The following is a 21,855-nucleotide window of genomic DNA, read 5'->3' as shown; positions in this document are numbered from 1 at the left end:
GCTTATATGTTTCGTACAAAGAAAAGGCGAACGACCCACTTTGGATCATCCGCCTGAAATGATTATCTCTGTGATTTTTGAAGGCGCCTTAGTGAGGAATTATCCTCTCGCCAAAAGCATTCTCTGCCAGTCTTTCTATGATCCTGCGGGCTTTTTTCCTGCATAATCCTTTGAGAACTGTCGAATGAGCAACTCTTGCTGTGCCGGATCGGCCAGACGCCAGAGGCCGTTCTTGAGGCCGTCGACGATCAGCGAATACACAGCGAGTTCGATACCCTCGCGCACCGCGAGGTGTCCCGGGTCGTTGTAGGAGATGCCGGCCTCGATCTCGAGCAGCTCTTCGGCCACAGCAAACTTATAGGCGCCGCCCCTCATCATATAGGAGTAGATCTGCTTGGACGTGGTCGTCGAGGCGAGCACTTCGCCGTTCTGCACGCTCACCGCGCGCAGCGAAACCGTCACCAGATCCGACCGGTACTGCATGTCGCCGCCGATGCCGAGATAGCGCGCACCCGCGCCGCCGGTGCGCTCGTTCGAGTCATAGCCGACGATGCCGCCTTCGAGGATAAGGCCAGCAAAGCGGACGGGAGGCAGCGCACCGGAACCCGGATTGTATGCGCGCTGCGTGTTCTCGATCAGCGTGCGCTCCTGGACGAGGTTCTTCAGGCCCGAACGCTCGACGACGCGGAACCACTGGCCGCCGCCGGTGGCCTTGAGCACGTCGATCAGGAGGTTCGCGCCGCCCTGCGTCACCGCGCGGCTGTACTCGGCGAAACTGTCGTTCGGCTTTGCCTGGCCGGTCAGGTCGGGAAATTCGTAGACCGCCACATCGACCGGCTGGGACGGAGCCGGGATCTGCTTGATCTTGTGCGTCGTCTTTGTCGCCGCCTCGAGCTTGGCCGGCGGCGTGGGAAGCTGCTGCCCCGTCGCACAGCCCGAAAGCGCCATGCCCGCAGCAACCATCGTGCTCACAATACTTACACGAAGCATAATTCCCCCTAGATCTCCAGCACTCCAACCATGACGTGGATTCCCCACATCGCCAGTTCATCTGGCGTTCGGCCGAAAATGCTGCCTAAACGGCATGGAGATTCTTGAAACACCCTAACCCTAGACTCGCAATATCGACTCTTTCGCCCGGATACAAGCAACTCCTACAAAACAATTTCCAATCAAGATTAATGGAAAAGGAGTGTTGCCAGTCAGCAACGCACCGTCATTTGATATGGAATCCTCTATTCCTGATCGCGAGCATCTTTTTCTTGCTCCATAGCAAATGCGGCCCGATCAGGGGTGCCTAATACCATTTGGTAGGGGACTACGCCCAAAGGCGGATCTGTCCGGCTAATGTCCGCCGACACCACGTCCGATGTTGGGAAACCGCTCGTCAGCGGCAGCCGGCGACAAGGCCAGCGCCACGCCTGCCCCGACGTCGGGCAGTCTCGGCAAATTGCCAGCCGCACGCGCCGAGACGACGGGCGCCGCGGCCGTCTGCGCTGGGCGCTTCCGCGCCGGTGCGGCGGCACGCGGCCGTGGCGCCACGGGACGCGCCGTCTCCGGCACCTGGTTGAGGTAGACGCCACCGCCCCGCGTCGACGGGTCGGCCTGGTTGAGATACACATCGGACATCGACTGAGCCAAAGCAGAAGGCACGATGCTCAAAACACCGACCGTGCAAAAGAGGCGCAGTGACTTCAACGACATCTTGGCCCCATCAGGCGGCTCATCCATTTCGTGCTCATATCAGCGCCTATTCATGACCGCAATAGAACAAATGCCGGATAGTGATTCGCAAACCATTTGCGATCTCCCGACATTGAAGTAAAGTTATCTTGAACCATTTTTTGCGGGAGCGGGAACTGATGAAATCGCTTGATAAAGGCCGGATTTTGACTTTTGCGGCATGGCTGGTCTTTGGAGTTCTACCGGCGAATGCCCAGATAGACCCGAATTCGGGGCCGCTCGTTGCGCCGCTCCAGAGGGAACCGACCATTGGATTGCCTGAGCAGGCGCCGGAGCCGACAGGCGCGCCTGCGGTTCCCGCAGCACCACCGGCGCAGGCAGCGCCGCGACCGGCAGCGGAACAGCCGGCGCAGCGCCCGGCCGCCTCGGCGTCGGCAACGGACTGGCAATCCGAATGCAGTGAAGGCGAGCGCAAGGACATGTGCCAGGCGATCGTTCGCAGCAAGGTGGGGGAGCAGGTGGCGTTGGTCATGGCCGTCGCCCGCCCGTCGGCCGAGACCGGCTCTCGCTTGCAGATCGCTCTGCCGCTCGGCGTGGACGTCGCGCGCGGAGCAACCCTGACGATCGGGGCGTTCAGCCAGACGCTGAAGATCAGCCGGTGCACGGCGCAAGGCTGCATCGTCGAGGACGCCGCCTCCGACGAGCTTCTCGAGGCGATGCGCCAGGGCAGCGCGGGCAAGGTCACCGTCTATTCCGTGGACGACAATGCGATCGACCTGCCGCTGCCGCTGAGCGGTGCCGCCAGGAGCCTTGCGGACGCAAAAGTCTCCGGCTGACCCCTTACATCATCGATACAGCCACGGCCGCGTCGCGCGCGGCCGTCTGCTTTGTGCAAACGCCGCGGCGATTGCTCCGATCCACTGGAATATGCTGCCTCGCACTGGCTAGGCCCCTTCGAAATTGATAGCGAGGGGCATAGTCAACGAGCAGGACGAAGCGATGTTCTCCAACACATTCCCCGACCGCGCGGTCATCGCCGAAACGGTGGCCAGGATGCTCCTGGAGATCGAGGCGGTGCATTTCCGCGCCGACGAGCCATACAAGTTCACCTCCGGCCTCGCGAGCCCGGTCTATATCGACGGACGCAAGCTCATTTCGTACCCGCGCATCCGCTCGGCGATCATGGATTTCGCAGCCTCCGTCATCTACCGGAATGTCGGCTTCGAGCAGTTCGACGTGGTGGCCGGCGGCGAGACGGCCGGCATTCCCTTCGCGGCATGGCTGTCGGACAAGATGGCGCTGCCGATGATCTATGTGCGCAAGAAGCCGAAGGGTTTCGGTCGCGACGCGCAGATCGAGGGGTCCCTGCCCGAGGGGTCCCGCGTCCTGTTGGTCGAGGATTTGACCACGGATGGCGGCAGCAAGGTCAAGTTCGCCGAAGCGCTCAGCACAGCCGGCGCGAACACGACCGACACCTTCGCCGTCTTCTATTACGATATCTTCCCGGATACGCCGCAGCGCCTTCTGGATGCCGGCATGCGGCTCCACTACCTCGCGACGTGGTGGGACGTGCTTGCCGTCTGCAAGGCGGAGAAGCGCTACTCGCCGGAAACACTGGCGGCCGTCGAAAGCTTCCTCAACGAGCCCCTCAAATGGTCGGCCGCCCATGGCGGCATTTCCGAGATCGCGCGGTAAGGCGCATCGCGCAAAAACGGCCGGCCGTCAGCCGGCCGCGACCTGCCTGAACGGCGTGCCGTCGATGGCGGCGGCCATAAGCGCCTGCGTGTAGGGCTCCTGGGGTGCGTCGAAGATCGCTTCGGTCGGCCCCTGCTCCACGATCTTTCCCTGTTTCATGACGATGATGTGGTCCGCCATGGCGCGCACCACGGCAAGGTCGTGGCTGATGAACAGATAGGACAGGTCGTGCGCCTTCTGGAGGTCGCGCAGCAGGTCGACGATCTGCTTCTGCACCGAGCGGTCGAGCGCCGATGTCGGCTCGTCGAGCACGACGACCTTGGGCTTCAGAATTATCGCGCGGGCGATCGCGATGCGCTGGCGCTGTCCGCCCGAGAATTCGTGTGGGTAGCGATTGCGCATGTCGGGGTCGAGACCAACCTCCTTCAGCGCCTCGATGGCGCGCCGGTCGCGCTCGCGCGCCGGGAGTTCCGGTTCGTGCACCTTGAGGCCCTCCGTCACGACCTGGCCGACGGTCATGCGCGGTGACAGCGAGCCGAACGGGTCCTGGAAGACGAGCTGTAGTTGCTTGCGGAGCGGCCGCATGCCGCGCTTGTCGGTTGTGGAGATATCGTGACCGTCGAAGCGCACGACGCCGCTGCTCGGCAAAAGCCGCAGGAGCGCGCGGCCCAATGTCGACTTTCCCGACCCGGACTCGCCGACGATGCCGATCGTCTGGCCCCGGTGCAGCGCGATCGATATGCCGTCCACCGCACGGATTTCCGATGGCGCGGCGGAAAACCAGCCGCCGCCACCGCTGAACACCACCTCGACGTTTCGACCTTCGAGCAGGATCGGCGCGGTGTCCGCCGCCGGCGCCTTGCGGCCCGTCGGCTCGGCCGCGAGCAGCATCCGGGTGTAGGGATGCTTCGGTGCTGCGAAGAGCCCGTCCGTGGTCCCCTGCTCGACGACTTCGCCGGCACGCATGACGTAGACCCGGTCGGCGAAACGCCGGACGATCCCGAGATCGTGCGTGATGAAGACGATGGCCATGCCGAGCTTCTTCTGGAGCTGCGCCAGAAGCGTCAGGATCTGCGCCTGGATCGTCACGTCGAGCGCGGTGGTCGGCTCGTCGGCGATCAGCATGTCGGGGTCGTTTGCGAGCGCCATCGCGATCATCACGCGCTGGCGCTGGCCGCCGGACAGCTCATGCGGATAGGCATCCACGCGCCGCTCCGGGTTCGGGATGCCGACGAGGTCGAGCAGTTCGATGACACGCTTGCGCGCTGCTTTCGCGTTCAGGCCGCGATGGTAGATGATCGGCTCGGCGATCTGGCGCCCGATCTTGTAGAGCGGGTCGAGCGACGTCATCGGCTCCTGGAAGATCATCGTGATCTTCTCGCCGCGCACCGTGTTGAGCTGGCGCTCCGGCAGTCCGATCAGTTCCTTGCCGCGATATTTCGCCGAGCCGCGCGCGCGGCCATTGGAGGCGAGGAGGCCCATCATCGCCATCGTCGTCTGGCTCTTTCCGGATCCCGATTCACCGACGATGGCAACGCTTTCGCCCGGCATGACGTCGAGATCGATCCCCCGCACCGCGCGGACCGTGCCGTCATTCGTCTCGAAGTCCACGTGAAGGCCGCGGACACTCAGGATGGCTTCGTTTTCTTCCATGACACTCATCGCTAGCGGTCCTTCGGATCGAGCGCGTCGCGCAATCCGTCACCGAGGAAATTGAGCGCGAACAGGATCGCCGTCAGCGTCACCGCGGGATAGATCAGCAGCCACGCCGCGCCGCGCATGTTGGATGCGCCTTCCGCGATCAGGAGGCCGAGGCTCGTCAGCGGCTCCTGCACGCCGAGGCCCAGGAATGACAGGAGGCTCTCGAGCAGGATCGCCTTGGGCACCAGGAGCGTCACGAAGACGACGACGGGACCCAGCGCGTTCGGGATGATGTGGCGGCGCACGATGCCCGCATCGCTCACGCCGAGCGCTTCGGCCGCCTGCACATATTCCTGCCGTTTGATCGTCAGCGTCTGGCCGCGCACGATACGCGCCATGTCGAGCCATTCGGTACAGCCGATGGCGATGAAGATGAGCACGAAACTTCGCCCGAAGAACACGACGAGCAGGATGACGAAGAAGATGAAGGGCAGCGAATAGAGGATGTCCACCACCCGCATCATGACGTTATCGACCCGCCCGCCGACATAGCCGGCGATCGCGCCATAGGTCACGCCCAGCATCAGCGCCATCACCGAGGCCAGCACGCCGATGGCCAGCGAGATGCGGATGCCGATCAGGATGCGCGACAGGAGATCGCGGCCATTGGCGTCCGTGCCGAACAGGAAGCGCACGCGCTGGACGTCCGCGGCAAGCACGGCGCTCGTCGCGCCTTCCGCCATGGCATTGCCGTCCTCGTCCTCGAGCCGTGCGTTCGAGAAGAGATCGGATCGCTCGACATAGCGCACGATCCGGGGATCGATAGCCCCTCTGTCGGAGACGGCGACCCTGACCGTGGAGCCGTCCAGTTCGACCTCGCCCGTGTCGACGCGGGCGCGCGACACCGCACTCTCGAAGGCCGGCAGGATCGCGTCTTCCTTCGGATAGGCCTCCAGGCTTGCCGGCGCGCGGACATATTGCGGATAGATCCGGTCATAGGGATGGGCCGTGAGCCACGGCCCCACGATGCCGGCAAGCGCGATCAGGATGAGGACGACGGCGCTCGCCACCGCCGCCTTGTTGCGCCGTAGCCGGATCCAGGCGTCCTGGCCGAGCGAGCGCCCCGCGACGGTCGGTGTCACGGTCGGGACCTGTTCGAGGGTCGGAGTGAGGTTTGTCATGATGCGTCCTCAGTCGTACCGGACGCGCGGATCGAGCCACGCATAGAGGATATCGACGATCAAGTTGAACAGGATCACGAAGCACGCGATGACGACGACGGTTCCCATGACCAGCGTGTAGTCGCGGCCGAGCGCGCCCTGCACGAAATAGCGGCCGATGCCCGGAATGCCGAAGATCGTCTCGACGACGACCGACCCCGTCAGGAGCGCGGCAGCCGTCGGCCCGAGATAGGAAACGACGGGAAGGATCGCCGCGCGCAACGCATGGACGCCGACCACGACACGTTGCGGCAGGCCGTAGGCGCGCGCTGTGCGCACGTGGTTCGAGCGCAGCGCCTCGATGGTCGCGCCGCGCGTCAGGCGCCCGATGATCGCGATCTGCGGCAGTGCCAGCGTGGTTATCGGCAGGATCATGTGCTGCCACGTTCCCCAGCCGCCGGCGGGCAGCCAACCCATCATGACGCCGAAGAACAGGCTGAGCAGCGGCGCGATGACGAAGGTGGGGATGGTGATGCCGAATGTCGCCGTGCCGACGATCAGATAGTCGACCCACGTATTCTGGCGCAAAGCCGCCATCGCGCCCAAGAACACGCCGATGACGAGCGCGATCGACAGCGCGATGCCGCCAAGCTGGATCGACACCGGCAGCCCGGTGCGGAAGAGATCCATCACGGTGAAGTCGCGCCGCGTGAAGCTCGGCCCCAGGTCGCCCTGCGCCAGATTGCCCAGATAGATCAGGTACTGATGCCAGAGCGGCTTGTCGAAATTGTAGGCGCGTTCGAGGTTCGCCATGATCAGCGGATCGAGCGGGCGTTCGAGGTCGAACGGACCGCCCGGCGCCAGCCGGATCATGAAGAAGGCAATCGTGACGATGATGAAGAGCGTCGGCACCGCGCCGGCGAAACGCCTCAGCACATAGGCGAACATGGGGATCTGCTCCGGTCGAGATAGCACCCTGCCGCCTTGGCGCGGCAGGGGCCTGTCCAGTCAAAAGGCAGGCCGCGGGCACCCTCCCTCAACGGCGCCCGCGGGAAAGGCAATGCCTTACTGCTCGATCGACATCCAGCGCGTGCCGTGGACGTTCATGACGTTGTCTTCCCAGCCCTTCAGCTTGGAGGACACGAGCGAACCCGACGAGTAATACATGATCGGGATCGCCGGCACTTCCTTGAGGAAGATTTCCTCGGCCTGACGCAGCACTTCGCCGCGCTCCTTCAGGTCGGCGGTCTCGCCGGCCTTCTTCATCAGCGCGTCGTAATCGGCGTTTTCCCAGCGCGGGTAGTTGAAGCCGAGATTCTGGCTCTCGAACAGGAACAGGAAGTTCTGCGGGTCGGAATAATCGCCGATCCAGCCTGCGCGCGTGATGTCGAAGTCGCCATCCTGCTTCATGTAGTCGAAGTAGCCGGTGCCCTCCATCTCGACGATGGTGGAGTTGACGCCGATGTTCTTCAGCATGTCGCCGATCGCCGTCATCGTGTTCTTGTGGTTCTCCGACGTGTTGTAGCGGAGTTCGACGGTCAGCGAGCCTTCCTCGACGCCTGCCTCTTCGAGCAGCGCCTTGGCCGCATCCTCCCGATCGAGGACATCGGTGTCCTTGTAGTCGAGGAAGACCGGGTTGTCGTAGTTGGCGATGCCGGGCGGCACGATCGAGTAGCCCGGCAGCATCGAGCCGCGCCAGATCTCGTTCGCGAGGAAGTCGCGGTCGATCGCCATCGAGAGCGCCTGACGGACGCGCGGATCGGCGAGCTTTTCCTTCTTCACCTTGACCGGCAGATAGTAGCTGCCGAGATAGGGCGCGACGCGCACCTGGTCGCCCAGATTTGCCTTCATGTAGTCCATCTGCTGATTGTCGAGATCCGAGCAGGACTGGACTTCCGCTGCCTCGAAGCGGCGCAGGCAGGTCGCGCGGTCTTCAAACGGAATGAAGTTGACGACGTCGATCTTGACGTTGTCGGCATCATGGAAATTCGGGTTCTTCCGCATCACGATCTTGTCGTTCGGCGTGAAGCTCTCCAGCATGTAGGCGCCGTTGGTCACCATGTTGCCCGGACGGGTGAAGTCCGTGCCAAACTCCTCGACCGAGGCCTGATGGATCGGATGACCGGTCTGGTGCGTCAAAAGCTCCAGGAAATACGGTGTCGGCTGGTTCAGCTTGATCTCGAGCGTCTGGTCGTCGATCGCCGTCGCGCCAAGCTCGGAAAGCTCCTTCTCGCCCTTGTTGATCGCCTCGGCGTTCTCGATCGGATAGAGCATGTTGGCGTAGGGAGCGGCGGTTTCCGGGTTCTGGATCCGCTGGTAGGCGAAGACGAAATCGCTCGCCTTGACCGGGTCGCCGTTCGACCATTTCGCATCGGCGCGCAGCTTGAAGGTGTAGGTCAGCCCGTCATCGGAGACTTCCCAGCTCTCCGCGACGCCTGGCACGACCTCGGCCTTGTTGTTCTGGACGACGAGACCTTCATAAAGGTCGCGCATGAGGTTGCCCTCGGCGACCGTCGAGGTCTTGTGGTGATCGAGTGTCGTCGGGTCCGTATCGTTGCCGCGATTGTAGACGACTTCGGCAAAGGCCTGCGTGGCCGCCATTCCGCCCGCAAGCGTGAGAGCCGTCGACAGCATTGCCGCGTTCAGGAAAGTTCGTGTCATGTCTTTGTTCTCCTCTTGAGGCTGCCTCCCGCCTCTGGGTGGGGCGATTATGGGCAAGCGGAGGCACAGAGCAAGACGGAATCGTGTTGACGCGGGGTCAGTGCGTTATGCGCGAAATCTTCGGAAACTCCTGCACACCGGCGCGCAAGGAAACCATCGCAATCAATGCAGAACGATGCTGCATGTTGCTTGATCCGACGTCGAATACACGGTTTTTCACAGGTCGATTTAACGGTTCGGTCGCCTTTACCTGCTACGCATGCCTCCAAACCCGCATCCAGACGGGGCGTTAAGGAGGCAGTCATGGCGGACGCAGCATCGCGTGTCGGTTGGGTCGATACGGCCAAGGGTATCTGCATCATCTTCGTGGTGATGATGCATTCGACGCTCGGCGTCGGCATCGCGATGGGCGCGGAAGGCTGGATGCATCACGTCGTCGCCTTCGCCCGCCCCTTCCGCATGCCGGACTTCTTCCTGATCTCGGGCTTGTTCCTCGCCCTCGTGATCGATCGGCCGTGGCTGCGTTATGTCGACCGCAAGGTCGTTCACTTCCTCTATTTCTACATTCTCTGGCTGACGATCCAGTTCGCCTTCAAGGCGCCGGGCATGGCGATGGAAGACGGACTCGCCGCACCCTTCACCGAATATCTGCTCGCTTTCGTGCAGCCCTTCGGTACGCTGTGGTTCGTCTACATCCTGCCGATCTTCTTCGTCTTCACCCGGCTCGTGAAGAACCTGCCCGTCTGGCTGGTTCTCGTCTGGGCGGCGGCGCTCGAAATGCTGCCGATCCACACCGGCTCTGTGCTGTTCGACGAATTCTGCGCCCGATACGTCTATTTCTTCGCTGGCTATGCGCTTGCCACGCACATCTTCAGCCTTGCGGACTGGGTCGAGAAGAACCGCCCGCAGGCGCTGCTCGGCCTCGCAGCATGGGCCATGCTCAACGCATGGTTCGTCTTCACGCCCGCGCCGCTGGCGCTCGAAGCCTTCGCGCAGGGCGACGGCGCGGCGGTTGCTCATCCGAGCCTTGCCGGCCTGCCGATCCTGTCGCTCGCATTGGGAGCCGCAGGTGCCATGGCCATCGTCACGGTCTCGTCGCTGGCCGCGCGCGCGCCATGGAGCCGCTGGCTCACCTGGCTCGGCGCCCACTCGATCGTGATCTACCTGGCGTTCTTCCTGCCCATGGCCATCTCGCGCGCGATCCTGATCAGGACCGGCATCATCACCGATGTCGGCACGATCTCGCTCCTGGTGACGATTGCCGGCGTGGTCGGACCTGTCATCCTCTATGGGCTGGTACAATGGACCGGCTGGGGACGCTTCCTGTTCGAGCGCCCCGACTGGGCCTATATCGACCGCAAGCCTGCAGGGCGCGCGGCTACGATCGCAGCGGAGTAGAGAGCTTCGCGCGGGATTCACCTCCCCCGTCGAGGGAGGGTTATCGCACAGGGGGAATGACAAGCGCTGCGCTGCTTCATACCCCCACCCCTACCCCTCCCCACAAGGGGGAGGGAGACCTCGATGCCTCACGATTTTCGGAAACGTTCGTGCCAAGCATCCGCGTTTCAGAATCCCCCTCCCCCTTGTGGGGAGGGGTGGGGGTAGCGCCCTATCCGCTGCACAACCCCTCACGAATGGGCGAAGATGTCCTCTTCGTCCCAGCCCATCAGGTCCAGCTTCGAACGCGTCGGCAGGAATTTGAAGCAGGCATCCGCCTCCTTCACGCGTCCGTCGCGCTCCAGCCTTCCAGCCAGCTTGTCGCGCAGGGCATGCAGATACAGCACGTCGGAAGCCGCATATTCGAGCTGCTCCGGCGACAGTGTTTCGGCCGCCCAGTCCGATGATTGCTGCTGCTTCGACAGGCTGACGCCCAGAAGCTCGTTGCAGATGTCCTTGAGGCCATGCCGGTCCGTGTAGGTGCGCACGAGACGCGAGGCGATCTTCGTGCAGAACACCGGCTCCGGCATCGCGCCGAACGCTTGGTACAGCACCGCCAGATCGAAGCGCCCGAAATGGAACAGCTTCGTGATCTTGCGGTTCTTCAGGATGCTGACGAGGTTGGGCGCGCGCTTCTGACCCGCCGCGATCTGGATCACGTCGGCGGTGCCGTCGCCCGGCGAAATCTGCACCACGCAGAGCCGGTCGCGATGCGGATTGAGGCCCAACGTCTCCGTATCGATCGCAACGGCATCGACGTCGTAGTTGGACAGGTCGGGCAGGTCGCCCACGTGGAAGCGGATCGTCATCTCGGCACTCATTCCTTTCACGCGGTCAGCGCCGCAAGGATGCGCGCCCAGCTTCTCTGGCCCTTGTGGAAGGACGACAGGTCGTATTTCTCGTTGGGCGAATGGATGCGGTCGTCATCGAGCCCGAAGCCGACCAGCAGGGATTCCATGCCGAGCAGCTTCTGGAAATCGCCGACGATCGGGATCGATCCGCCCATGGCGATGGTCAAAGCCGCCTTGTTCCACTCGTCGGACAGCGCGTTCTTCGCCTTGGTGACGATCGGGGAATCGTAGGAAAGCTGGATCGCCGGCGAACCACCATGCTTGTGGAACGAGGCCGTGCAGTCGGCAGGCAGCCGCTCCTCCACAAAAGCACGAAACGCGGCGCGGATCGCCTCCGGGTCCTGCTTGTGAACGAGGCGGAAGGACACCTTGGCGCTGGCCTTGGCGGCGATGACGGTCTTGAAGCCGTCGCCTTCGTAGCCGCCCGAAATCCCATTGAACTCGGCAGTCGGGCGCGCCCAGATCAGCTCCAGCAGCGAACGTCCCTTTTCGCCTGACGGAATTGAGAGGCCGATCTCGCCGAGGAACTTTTCCGGGGTCTGTCCGAGCGCGTCCCACGATGCCTTGACCTGCGTCGGCGTTTCCTCGACCCCGTCATAGAAGCCGGGGATCGTCACCTTGCCGTTCTCGTCATGAACGTCCGCCAGCACCTTGGCGAGGATACGGATCGGGTTCGCCGCTGCGCCGCCGTAGTGGCCGGAATGGAGGTCGCGATCGGCCGCGTGGATCGTGACTTCCTCGCCGACGAGGCCGCGCAGGCCGACGCTGATGGCGGGCGTATCGCGGTCCCACATGCCGGTGTCGCAGACCATGGCGAAATCCGCCTTCAGTTCCGCCGCATTGGCTTCGAGGAAGGGTTTCAGGGACGGCGAGCCGGATTCTTCCTCGCCTTCGAACAACAACGTGATCTTGCACGGCAGCGAGCCATGGACCTGTTTCCAGGCGCGGCAGGCTTCGACGAAGAGCATGAGCTGCCCCTTGTCGTCCGACGAGCCGCGGCCGGTGATCACCTTGCGGCCGGGTTCCAGTTCCTTGACCTTCGGGTCGAACGGGTCGTCTTCCCACAGCTCCAGCGGATCGACCGGCTGAACGTCATAATGGCCGTAGAATAGGACATGCGGGGAGCCCGCCGGACCGTCGTGATGCGCGACCACCATCGGGTGGCCGGTCGTATCGCGCACGCTGGCCTCGAAGCCGATCGTCTTCAGATCCTCGACGAGCCACTCGGCCGCCCGGCGGCAATCCTTTGCAAAGGCGGGATCGGTCGAGATCGACGGAATGCGAACGAGCGCGAACAGGCGCTCCAGGCTCTGGTCCAGATTTGCGTCGAGCTGATCGAGAACGGGGGCGACTGGTGGCATGGCTGACCTTTCGATTCTTGCGCGGCGACCCTATAGGCGCTGCCCGCCGTCGAAAAGCCCCGGACCTTATGCCAACCGCACAAAAAAGTGCCGCCGTGGCGGAGGGGAACCACGGCGGCCTTTGCTTTAAACGTAGCGGGAGCCCGGAGAGGGGGGTGAGGCTCCCGCAGTGTCCGGTTGAGGCGGGGGACGAGCCTGTATCCGGACTCGGCGATAATTGCCGATACCCAGCATTTGGGTTTCCCAAAGTGGCGATTCAAGGGCATGAACATTACACTTATGTAACATGGACGTGAGCGCGGGATTTGTGTCGTCAAATGGCAGGATCCATGGGGCGACGGGCGCTTCGGGATGGACAGCCGGACTGCCCCACGCTACGCGTTGCAACCATGAAAAAGGGCGATCATCTCTTCCTCGTCGACGGCTCCGGCTACATCTTCCGGGCCTATCACGCACTGCCTCCGCTGACGCGCAAGTCCGACGGCCTTCCCGTCGGCGCGGTGTCCGGTTTCTGCAACATGCTGTGGAAGCTGATGCAGGATGCGCGCAACACCGATGTCGGCGTGACCCCCACCCATTTCGCGGTGATCTTCGACTACTCGTCCAAGACGTTCCGCAACGAGCTTTACCCCGAATACAAGGCCAACCGCTCCGCGCCGCCGGAAGATTTGATCCCGCAATTCGGGCTGATCCGCCATGCCACCAAGGCGTTCGACCTGCCTTGCATCGAGATGGAGGGTTTCGAGGCCGACGACCTGATCGCCACCTATGCGCGGCTTGCCTGCGATGCCGGCGGCGACACGACGATCATCTCGTCGGACAAGGACCTGATGCAGCTCGTCGGGCCGACCGTCTCGATGTACGACCCGATGAAGGACAAGGAGATCAAGGTCCCCGAAGTCATCGAGAAATGGGGCGTGCCGCCGGAGAAGATGATCGACCTCCAGGCGCTGATGGGCGATTCCGTCGACAACATTCCCGGCGTTCCGGGCATCGGGCAGAAGACGGCCGCCCAGCTTCTCGAGGAATTCGGCGACCTGGACACGCTCCTCGCCCGCGCCTCCGAGATCAAGCAGAACAAGCGCCGCGAGACGCTGATCGAGAATGCTGACAAAGCCCGCATGTCGCGCGAACTGGTGCGCCTGAGGAACGACGTGCCGGATGTCGAGCCGCTGGAAAACTTCGTCCTGCAGCCGCCGAACGGGCCGAAGCTCATCTCCTTCCTCAAGACGATGGAATTCACCACGCTGACCCGCCGCGTCGCCGAAGCTTCCGGCGCGGACGCGGCCGAGATCGAGCCGGCGCATGTCGACGTCCTGACAGGCAAGTCCGCGCACGGCCCCGACCTCGAAGCGTCGCCATCGTCCGATCCCGAATCCGCGTCGAGCGGCGACATCGCGCCGTCTCCGGAATCGCGCGAGCCGGGTGATACGCCGGCCTCGCTTGCCGCGTCCCGTGCGTCCGAGGCCCTTTCGGCCAAGATCGACGTTACCGCCTATACCTGCATCCGTGACCTCGCCACGCTGAAGGCGTGGATCGCGGAGGCGCGCGAGGCAGGCGTGGTCGCCTTCGACACCGAGACGACGTCGCTCGATCCCATGCAGGCCGAGCTCTGCGGCTTTTCGATCGCCAGCCGGCCCGGCCGCGCGGCCTATGTGCCGCTGATCCACAAATCGGGCGCCAACGACCTTCTCGGCGGCGGCCCCGTCGAAGGGCAGATTCCGGCGCGCGAGGCGCTGGCCGAATTGAAGACCCTTATGGAGGACCGCTCCGTCCTCAAGATCGCGCAGAACCTCAAATACGATCTGGTGATGATGCATCGCCACGGCATCGACGTCGCGCCCTATGACGACACGATGCTCATCTCCTATGTGCTTGACGCCGGCGTCTTCGGCGGTCACGGCATGGACGCACTGTCGGAGCGCTGGCTCGGCCACACGCCGATCGCGTTCAAGGACGTCTGCGGCTCTGGCAAGACCTTGATCACCTTCGATCTCGTCGATCTCGACAAGGCGACCGCCTATGCCGCCGAAGATGCCGACGTCACGCTGCGGCTCTGGCGCGTCCTGAAACCGCGTCTTGTCGAGAAGGGCCTTGTGTCCGTCTATGAGCGGCTGGAGCGCCCGCTCGTGCCCGTTCTCGCGCGTATGGAAGAGCGCGGCATCTCGGTCGACCGCCAGATCCTGAGCCGGCTTTCCGGCGAACTCGCGCAGCGCGCCGCCGCGTTCGAGGACGAGATTTACCAGCTTGTCGGAGAGCGCTTCACCATCGGCTCGCCCAAGCAGCTCGGCGACATACTGTTCGGCCGGCTGGGCCTGCCCGGCGGCTCGAAGACCAAGACCGGCCAGTGGTCGACCTCGGCGCAGGTGCTTGAGGATCTCGCAGCCGAAGGCCACGAACTGCCGCGCAAGATCGTCGACTGGCGTCAGCTCACCAAGCTGAAATCGACCTATACGGACGCGCTGCCGGGTTACGTTCATCCCGACACCAGGCGCGTCCACACATCCTACGCGCTGGCCGCGACGACCACCGGGCGGCTGTCCTCCTCGGAGCCAAACCTCCAGAACATCCCGATCCGGACGGCGGAAGGCCGCAAGATCAGGACGGCCTTCATCGCGGAACCCGGAAACAAGCTGATCTCGGCCGACTACAGCCAGATCGAGTTGCGCGTGCTGGCCCATGTGGCCGACATCCCACAGCTCACGCAGGCCTTCGCGGACGGCGTGGACATCCACGCGATGACGGCGTCGGAAATGTTCGGCGTGCCTGTCGAGGGCATGCCCGGCGAGGTGCGCCGCCGCGCCAAGGCCATCAATTTCGGCATCATCTACGGCATCTCGGCCTTCGGCCTCGCCAACCAGCTCTCGATCCCGCGCGAGGAAGCCGGCTCTTACATCAAAAAGTATTTCGAGCGCTTCCCCGGCATCCGGGACTACATGGACGCCACCAAGGCGTTCGCGCGCGAAAACGGCTATGTCGAGACGATCTTCGGACGCCGGGCGCACTACCCGGAAATCCGCTCGCCAAATGCGTCTGTCCGTGCCTTCAACGAACGCGCGGCGATCAACGCCCCGATCCAGGGTTCCGCCGCCGACATCATCCGCCGCGCGATGGTGCGCATGGAGCCTGCTCTGGCCGATGCCGGCCTGACGCAGATCCAGATGCTCCTGCAAGTGCACGACGAACTCATCTTCGAGGCGCCGGAGTCGGAAGTCGAGGCCGCGATCCCGGTGATCCGCCAGGTCATGGAACACGCGGCGATGCCGGCACTTTCCATGAAGGTCCCGCTCCACGTCGACGCCCGCGCCGCCCACAACTGGGACGAGGCGCATTGACCACGCCTTGCCGCCCATGATCGAGTTCGTGGCGGGAAATCTGCTGGACGCGGAAGAAGACTACATCGCCCAAGGCGTGGCGGAAGGAAATCAGGAAGGGCTCGGAACCGGCCTTGCCCTCAAGATATCCCGCCGCTGGCCGGACGTGCAAATCGCGTTCAAGAAGCACGCCAGGTCAGGGCGTTTCAACGGCGGAGACATCTGGATTTTGTCGCCGGGCGGTGAACGTCCGGGTTTCGTCTATCTCGCGACACAGCCGGATATGTATCACGCGACGCTTCCCTACCTTCGCCGCGCGCTCAAGAACCTGTCGCGCTGGTCCGCCAAACATGGAATAGGCTCGGTCGCCCTGCCCAAGATCGGTGCGGGCCTCGGCAAACTGTCATGGGATACCGACGTCCGGCCGCTCATGGTCGAACTTCTGACAGGCGGATCGACGCGTTTCGTTGTCTACGAGATTTTTCGCGAAGAATTCGAGCGTTAGCCGGACGAAGCGGCATCGCCTGACACCAAGGGTCGCCCATCTGCCTTTTCGGACCACCCTCGATGCCGATGAACGTACCCACCCCACGTCGTCGTTCTCGGGCACAGACCCGAGAACCATGCCTCGCCGGCCCCGCCGCAGGGAGGTCCAGAAACTCGTGCATTCACGACAAACCGCAGGTGGAATGGATTTCGCATCGCCGAACCCTTTTCCGACGCCCGATCAATCACTTGCGAAAAACATCGCCGCAATTCCGCACATCTTTTTCCTCCCCCTCCCGAGCCGCGCGATATACTGCCACCGCCCTGACCGAATGGGCGCGGAGGACGCGATGGACTGGAATGCCGCGATCGAGACGAACCGTCAGGCGCTGAAGCGCGTGCTGGCGAGCCTTGTGGCACTCGCCGGCATCACCGACGGCGGCGTGGACCGCACCGCCACCCTGCCCCGCCTTCTCCACCGGACCGTGCTCAGGCTGCTCCGCCCGGCCGAGGCGGCAGCGCGGCGGCTGATCATCGTCGCCGCGCGCGACATGGCTCCGCCGCCGGCACGCAAGGCGACGCCGCCAGCGCCTGTCGTGCACCTCAAGCCCGGCACCACCCCAAAAAATCCGGCCAAAACACTGCCCCTGCCGCTGTTCGATCCGCTGCCGCGATGGCGGGAGCACAGGCGGTCGGCGGCATCCGGCGTGCCACGCATCCGCATTCCCGGCTTCAGCGCGCCGTCCATGCTTGTCCTGCGCCGTCCGCCCCGGGCCAACGATCCAGTCGATGCGGCGCGTCTCGCGCTTCGCCTTCAGGCGCTCGGCCGCGCGCTCGACGATCTGCCCGCCCACGCCCGCCGCTTCGCGCGCTGGCGGGCAAACCGCGACGCCGCGGCCACGCAAATGAGAGAACCCGATGCCGCAGGCAAGCGAGACCGGGGACGGCGCGTCGTCATTCGCCGCGTATGGCCCCTGCGCCCCGGCCGACCGCCGGGCTGGCGAAAGCAGCCAAGCCACGAGGTCCACCATGTCCTGACCGCCGTCCACGATCTCGCCTTCTGGGCGATGGAGCGTCCCGACACGTCATGACGGCGCGGGAAGGCAGGACGGCGAACGGATTTCTGAAATGGCCAGACCGGAAACGGGGCGTGGCGTCTATGACGTGCGCGCAGCTTTCAGACCAGACGCCCGACCGCCGCGTCAGCCGCATTCCTGATCGCCGCGATGTTCTTCGCATAGGCGTCCGTCGAGTCGCCCTTGAACACCGCTGAGCCTGCCACCAGCACGTTTGCGCCTGCCTTGGTGACGAGTGGTGCGGTCTCGGGCGTCACGCCGCCGTCGATCTCGATGTCGATCGGCCGGTCGCCGATCAGCGCTTTCACGCGGCAGACCTTCTCGACGACCGCCGGGATGAACGCCTGGCCGCCGAAGCCGGGATTGACGGTCATCAGAAGCACCAGGTCGAGCCGGTCGAGCACGTATTCGATGACGTTTTCGGGCGTCGAGGGATTGAGCGAAACGCCAGCCTTCTTGCCGAGCGCCTTGATCGCCTGCAACGAGCGGTCGAGATGCGGGCCGGCTTCGGCGTGAACCGTGATGATGTCACAACCCGCATCCGCGAAGGCGGCCAGATAGGCATCGGTCGGCGAAATCATCAGATGGCAGTCGAACACCTTGTCCGTCCGGTTGCGGATCGACTTGATGATCTGCGGGCCAAAGGTGATGTTCGGCACGAAATGGCCGTCCATCACGTCGAGATGGATCCAGTCCGCGCCCGCCGCCACGACCGCCTCGACCTCGTCGCCGAGCTTCGAGAAATCCGCCGACAGGACGGACGGTGCGATAATGGTGGGGCTGGCCATGGGTGCTTCCTCTGCGCGATGGCGACCGCGTAGCGCGCAGAGGTCGGCTTGTCGAGAGGCGGAGCGGGCTTGGAGCATCGGACCGAAAAGTGGAATCCGGTTTTCGGGCTATTCCGATGCTCAAACCAAGAGATAGATCGCCACTTGGGCGTCCGTAGGACGCATGGCGATCTAGACGATCCCCATCATCTTGCGCAGCGCCGCGCGGTCGACATCCGACCCCGCGAAATCGTCGAACGCCTTGTCGGTGACACGGATGATGTGATGCTCGATGAAGGGCGCGCCCTCGGCCGCTCCGTCCTCGGAATTTTTCAGCGCGCATTCCCACTCCAGAACGGCCCAGCGGTCGTAGCCATACTGCGCCAGTTTGGAGAAGATGCCGACGAAATCGACCTGCCCGTCGCCCAGCGAGCGGAACCGCCCCGCGCGCTCGACCCAACCCTGATAGCCGGAATAGACGCCCTGACGCCCGCTCGGATTGAACTCGGCATCCTTCACATGGAAGGCGGCGATGCGCTCGTGATAGATATCGATGAAGGCGAGATAATCGAGCTGCTGAAGCAGGAAATGCGACGGATCGTAATTGATCGTGCAGCGCTTGTGATCGCCGACCGCATCCAGCAGCATCTCGAACGTCGCGCCGTCGAAGGCGTCTTCGCCCGGATGCAACTCGAAGGCGAGATCGCAATCGGCATCCTCATAGGCATCCATGATCGGCTTCCAGCGCCGGCCGAGTTCGCCGAACGCCTCTTTGACCAGCCCCGCCGGGCGCTGCGGCCACGGGTAGAGATAAGGAAAGGCGAGCGAGCCGGTGAAGGACACGCAGGCCTTGAGGCCGAGATTCTTCGACGCCTTTGCCGCGAGCTTCATCTGCTCAACAGCCCATTCCTGACGCGCCTTCGGATTGCCATGCACCGCCTTCGGCGCGAAACCGTCGAACTGCGCGTCATAGGCAGGATGAACCGCGACGAGCTGGCCCTGCGTATGGGTCGACAGTTCGGTGATCTCGACGCCGGCCTCGGCGCAAACGCCTTTCAGCTCGTCGCAATAGTCTTTCGAGGACGCGGCCTTTTCGAGGTCCATGAAGCGCGCGTCGCCGGACGGCACCTGAATACCTTTGTAGCCGAGGTCGCCCGCCCATTCGGCAACCGACGCCAGCGAGTTGAATGGCTCTTCGTCGCCGGCGAATTGCGCGAGGAAGATACCCGGTCCCTTCATGGTGGATGGCATGTGTCGTCCTTTCATTTCATCGGGAGGTGCGCGCGTAGCGCACATAGGCGAAAGCGCGCGAATCGGGAGCCCAGCAGGGTACATTGATAGACCCCTGCCCGCCGAACAGCGAGACCACGGTGCGGATGTTCCCGCCCGCGGCATCCATCATGCGCAGCTCGACATCGCGGTCGCGCGGGTGGCCTTCGGTTCCGGGCTCATAGGCCAGATAGAGCACGCTCGCGCCATCGGGCGACGGGTGCGGAAACCAGTTGACGCGATCGTCATCCGTCATCTGCTCGAGAGCGCTGCCGTCTGTGCGAACCCGCCAGAGCTGCATCGATCCGCCACGATCGGAATTGAACCATATCCAGTCGCCGTCGTGCGTGTAGTCGGGACCGTCATGGTGACCCGCGCCGTCGGTCAACCGCATCTCGTCGCCGCCATCGATGCCGATCGTGTAGATGTCGAGGACGCCGCTGCGCGCGGCTGCATATGTCAGCGTCTTGCCGTCCGGCGACCAGCCATGCCACCAGGACGGCACGTTCGGCGTCACGCGGCGCGGCGTGCCGCCTTCGATCGGCAGCGTGTAGATGCAGGACTTGCCGGTCTCGGTCTTGTCGCTGATGACCAGCGTCGAGCCGTCCGGCGAAATGCCGTGGTCGTTGTTGCAGGCGGTGGCGAAGCCGGTGTCGATGCGTCGCGGCGCGGAACGGCCATCGAGATCGAGGCGATGGATCAGGCCATCGCCGTTGAAGACGAGGAACTTTCCGTCAGGCGACCAGTTCGGCGCCTCGATCAGGTCGTCGGTCGCGTGAACGACCGTCTCGGTGCCGGACGCGCACTCGTGGAGGACGATTTCGCTCTTCATGCCAGCGGCCCGCGCTCATACGAGAACCAGTCGAAATCGGCGAGCGCGCCGCTGCCGCTCGTGTCGAAGGCCAGCATGCCGACGAAGGCGCCGGTGAACGAGCCGTGCTCGCCACGCCCGCCCTCGTCGGAGATGACGCTGGCGTCCAGCACCGGGCCGACCTGCACCCATTTGCCATCCACGCGACAGGAGAAGACCAGTTCCGCTCCCCGAACCTCCGCCGCGAGCCCGACCGGACCGCCGCCGGGCAACGGGATCGGCTCGGCAAGCGGGACTATAAGCCGCCCATCCGGCCAGTCGCCGGGGCAACTCATGACCGTCAGCACGCGCCCCAACCGCGCATCATGCGTCACTGCCAGGAAGTGGAACTTGTGGCGGTTGTAGTAATGCGTCAGGCCGGCCGCCTGCTGGAAGGTCGATGGCTGGAAATCGAGCTCGGTCTCGGCACGAAAGTCGATGTCTTCCTGGCGGCGTGCGACAAGCGCCTGCTCGTACCAACTTCCGATGGATTCACGCCCGAACAGCCGCAGGAATCCGGGACGCTCGGACAGGGAAAACAGGCGCTCCCAGTCCGGCGTGCGCAACCACTGGAAATCAAGCGGCAGCTTGTGATCGTCGAAATCGTGACGGACCGTCGTCGGCAGCGGCTCGCGCTCGCCCGCACCCCGCGGTGCCGCCACGTCCACATCCGGAATTTGCCCGCCCTGTTCCAGATAGAGCCAGCCATCCTCTTTCCAGACGCATTTCTGGATCGCGGTCTCGCGACCGAGCGGCGATCGCCTGATGCCCGGCAGCGGACGTGAGCAGAGATGCGTGTGGTAGAACTCGCCCTCCGGCGTCTCGACCAACTGGCCATGCCCCGCGCGCTGCAATTGTGCCTCCGGCGCGTCCTTCGACGTGATCACATGCGTCAGCGGATGCATCTCGTAGGGACCGTCCAGCGCCCGCGACCGCGCCATGGTGACGGCATGACCGTAGCCGGTGCCGCCCTCCGCCGTCGTCAGATAGTACCAGCCGTCGCGCTTGAACACGTGCGGACCTTCGACCAGCCCGTGCGCGCTGCCGTGGAAGATGTTGCGCGCCTCACCAATGAGCGATCTGGTGCGCGGGTCGTATTCCTGCAGCAGGATGCCGGCGAAGGACGGGTGCTTCGGCTGCCCGCCGACGCCGGACGAGATGTGGTTCCAGAGCATGTTCATGAACCATTTGCGGCCGTCGTCGTCGTGGAACAGCGACGGGTCGAAGCCGGACGAATTCACATGCACCGGGTCCGACCATGGACCCTCGATCGCAGGCGCGGTCACGATGTAATTGTGGCTGTCCTTGAACGACCCGTCGAGGCGCTTCACGTCGGTATAGACCAGCCAGAACAGGCCCTCCGCATAAGACAGGCACGGCGCCCAAATGCCGCCGGAATCCGGGTTGCCACGCATGTCGAGCTGGCTCGCCCGGTCGAGCGGCCGCTTCACCAGCCGCCAGTTCACCAGATCGGTGGAATGATGGATCTGGACGCCGGGATACCATTCGAAGGTGGACGTCGCGATGTAGTAGTCTGCGCCCACCCTGCAGATCGACGGATCGGGATTGAAGCCCGGCAGGATGGGATTGCGGATCATGGGTCG

Annotated in this window: 18 protein-coding genes; 6 read left to right on the top strand and 12 right to left on the bottom strand. The window is 63.9% G+C overall.

The window, feature by feature from the left end:
• Positions 1-135: 135 nt before the first annotated feature.
• Together AAFN55_RS02125 and AAFN55_RS02120 are read right to left on the bottom strand one after the other, a co-directional pair.
• Positions 136-990: a CsgG/HfaB family protein gene (locus AAFN55_RS02125; RefSeq protein ID WP_347797236.1), complete on the bottom strand. Its 855-nt coding sequence runs from the start codon at positions 988-990 to the stop codon at positions 136-138.
• 354 nt (positions 991-1,344) lie between these two features.
• Positions 1,345-1,629, bottom strand: a complete 285-nt coding sequence (locus AAFN55_RS02120; protein ID WP_347797235.1) for a hypothetical protein — start codon at positions 1,627-1,629, stop codon at positions 1,345-1,347.
• Between the two features lie 233 nt (positions 1,630-1,862).
• Here AAFN55_RS02120 and AAFN55_RS02115 point away from each other — a divergent pair, with 233 nt between their 5' ends.
• Together AAFN55_RS02115 and AAFN55_RS02110 are read left to right on the top strand one after the other, a co-directional pair.
• Positions 1,863-2,519, top strand: coding sequence for an invasion associated locus B family protein (locus AAFN55_RS02115; protein ID WP_347797234.1), 657 nt, complete (start codon positions 1,863-1,865; stop codon positions 2,517-2,519).
• Positions 2,520-2,682: 163 nt separating this feature from the next.
• Positions 2,683-3,378 carry an orotate phosphoribosyltransferase gene (locus tag AAFN55_RS02110; RefSeq protein ID WP_347797233.1) on the top strand — a complete coding sequence of 232 codons (696 nt, stop codon included), beginning with the start codon at positions 2,683-2,685 and terminating at the stop codon, positions 3,376-3,378.
• Between the two features lie 27 nt (positions 3,379-3,405).
• On the opposite strand, the gene AAFN55_RS02105 is transcribed toward AAFN55_RS02110, so the two are convergent.
• The 4 genes from AAFN55_RS02105 to AAFN55_RS02090 form a co-directional block, all read right to left on the bottom strand.
• Entirely contained in the window at positions 3,406-5,031 is a 1,626-nt protein-coding gene (locus AAFN55_RS02105) for an ABC transporter ATP-binding protein (RefSeq protein WP_347800154.1), read from the bottom strand.
• A gap of 11 nt (positions 5,032-5,042) precedes the next feature.
• Complete coding sequence (locus AAFN55_RS02100) at positions 5,043-6,200, bottom strand: ABC transporter permease subunit (protein WP_347797232.1); 1,158 nt, start codon at positions 6,198-6,200, stop codon at positions 5,043-5,045.
• A 9-nt stretch (positions 6,201-6,209) separates the two neighbouring features.
• The gene (locus AAFN55_RS02095) at positions 6,210-7,127 is read right to left on the bottom strand and encodes an ABC transporter permease subunit (RefSeq protein WP_347797231.1); all 918 of its coding nucleotides are present in this window, start codon (positions 7,125-7,127) and stop codon (positions 6,210-6,212) included.
• A gap of 117 nt (positions 7,128-7,244) precedes the next feature.
• Positions 7,245-8,813, bottom strand: a complete 1,569-nt coding sequence (locus AAFN55_RS02090) for a peptide ABC transporter substrate-binding protein (RefSeq protein WP_347800153.1) — start codon at positions 8,811-8,813, stop codon at positions 7,245-7,247.
• Positions 8,814-9,143: 330 nt separating this feature from the next.
• On the opposite strand from AAFN55_RS02090, the gene AAFN55_RS02085 reads away from it, so the two are divergent.
• Positions 9,144-10,238, top strand: coding sequence for an acyltransferase family protein (locus AAFN55_RS02085; protein ID WP_347797230.1), 1,095 nt, complete (start codon positions 9,144-9,146; stop codon positions 10,236-10,238).
• A gap of 230 nt (positions 10,239-10,468) precedes the next feature.
• On the opposite strand, the gene AAFN55_RS02080 is transcribed toward AAFN55_RS02085, so the two are convergent.
• Together AAFN55_RS02080 and AAFN55_RS02075 are read right to left on the bottom strand one after the other, a co-directional pair.
• Positions 10,469-11,086 carry a ribonuclease D gene (locus tag AAFN55_RS02080; RefSeq protein ID WP_347797229.1) on the bottom strand — a complete coding sequence of 206 codons (618 nt, stop codon included), beginning with the start codon at positions 11,084-11,086 and terminating at the stop codon, positions 10,469-10,471.
• Positions 11,087-11,103: 17 nt separating this feature from the next.
• Complete coding sequence (locus tag AAFN55_RS02075) at positions 11,104-12,489, bottom strand: dipeptidase (protein WP_347797228.1); 1,386 nt, start codon at positions 12,487-12,489, stop codon at positions 11,104-11,106.
• Between the two features lie 389 nt (positions 12,490-12,878).
• On the opposite strand from AAFN55_RS02075, the gene polA reads away from it, so the two are divergent.
• The 3 genes from polA (at position 12,879) to AAFN55_RS02060 (ending at position 17,380) form a co-directional block, all read left to right on the top strand.
• On the top strand, positions 12,879-15,824 hold the full coding sequence (gene polA, locus AAFN55_RS02070; RefSeq protein WP_347797227.1) for a DNA polymerase I: 2,946 nt from the start codon (positions 12,879-12,881) through the stop codon (positions 15,822-15,824).
• A 16-nt stretch (positions 15,825-15,840) separates the two neighbouring features.
• Positions 15,841-16,308: a macro domain-containing protein gene (locus AAFN55_RS02065; protein WP_347800152.1), complete on the top strand. Its 468-nt coding sequence runs from the start codon at positions 15,841-15,843 to the stop codon at positions 16,306-16,308.
• Between the two features lie 331 nt (positions 16,309-16,639).
• On the top strand, positions 16,640-17,380 hold the full coding sequence (locus AAFN55_RS02060; RefSeq protein ID WP_347797226.1) for a hypothetical protein: 741 nt from the start codon (positions 16,640-16,642) through the stop codon (positions 17,378-17,380).
• 86 nt (positions 17,381-17,466) lie between these two features.
• Here the strand turns inward: AAFN55_RS02060 and rpe are convergent, their stop codons facing one another.
• From rpe to AAFN55_RS02040, 4 genes are all read right to left on the bottom strand, one after another.
• Complete coding sequence (gene rpe / locus AAFN55_RS02055) at positions 17,467-18,153, bottom strand: ribulose-phosphate 3-epimerase (protein WP_347797225.1); 687 nt, start codon at positions 18,151-18,153, stop codon at positions 17,467-17,469.
• A gap of 171 nt (positions 18,154-18,324) precedes the next feature.
• Entirely contained in the window at positions 18,325-19,383 is a 1,059-nt protein-coding gene (locus tag AAFN55_RS02050; protein WP_347797224.1) for a sugar phosphate isomerase/epimerase, read from the bottom strand.
• 16 nt (positions 19,384-19,399) lie between these two features.
• Positions 19,400-20,233 (bottom strand): hypothetical protein, encoded by an 834-nt coding sequence (locus tag AAFN55_RS02045; RefSeq protein WP_347797223.1) that lies wholly within the window; start codon positions 20,231-20,233, stop codon positions 19,400-19,402.
• Complete coding sequence (locus AAFN55_RS02040; protein WP_347797222.1) at positions 20,230-21,849, bottom strand: glycoside hydrolase family 43 protein; 1,620 nt, start codon at positions 21,847-21,849, stop codon at positions 20,230-20,232. Before AAFN55_RS02040 ends, AAFN55_RS02045 begins: the two co-directional genes overlap by 4 nt.
• Positions 21,850-21,855: the final 6 nt, after the last annotated feature.

It is taken from the genome of Mesorhizobium sp. CAU 1732 (genome assembly GCF_039888675.1).
GTDB lineage: Bacteria > Pseudomonadota > Alphaproteobacteria > Rhizobiales > Rhizobiaceae > Aerobium.
Note: the sequence above shows the minus strand (reverse complement) of the source record. Positions and strands in the feature narration are given on the sequence as shown.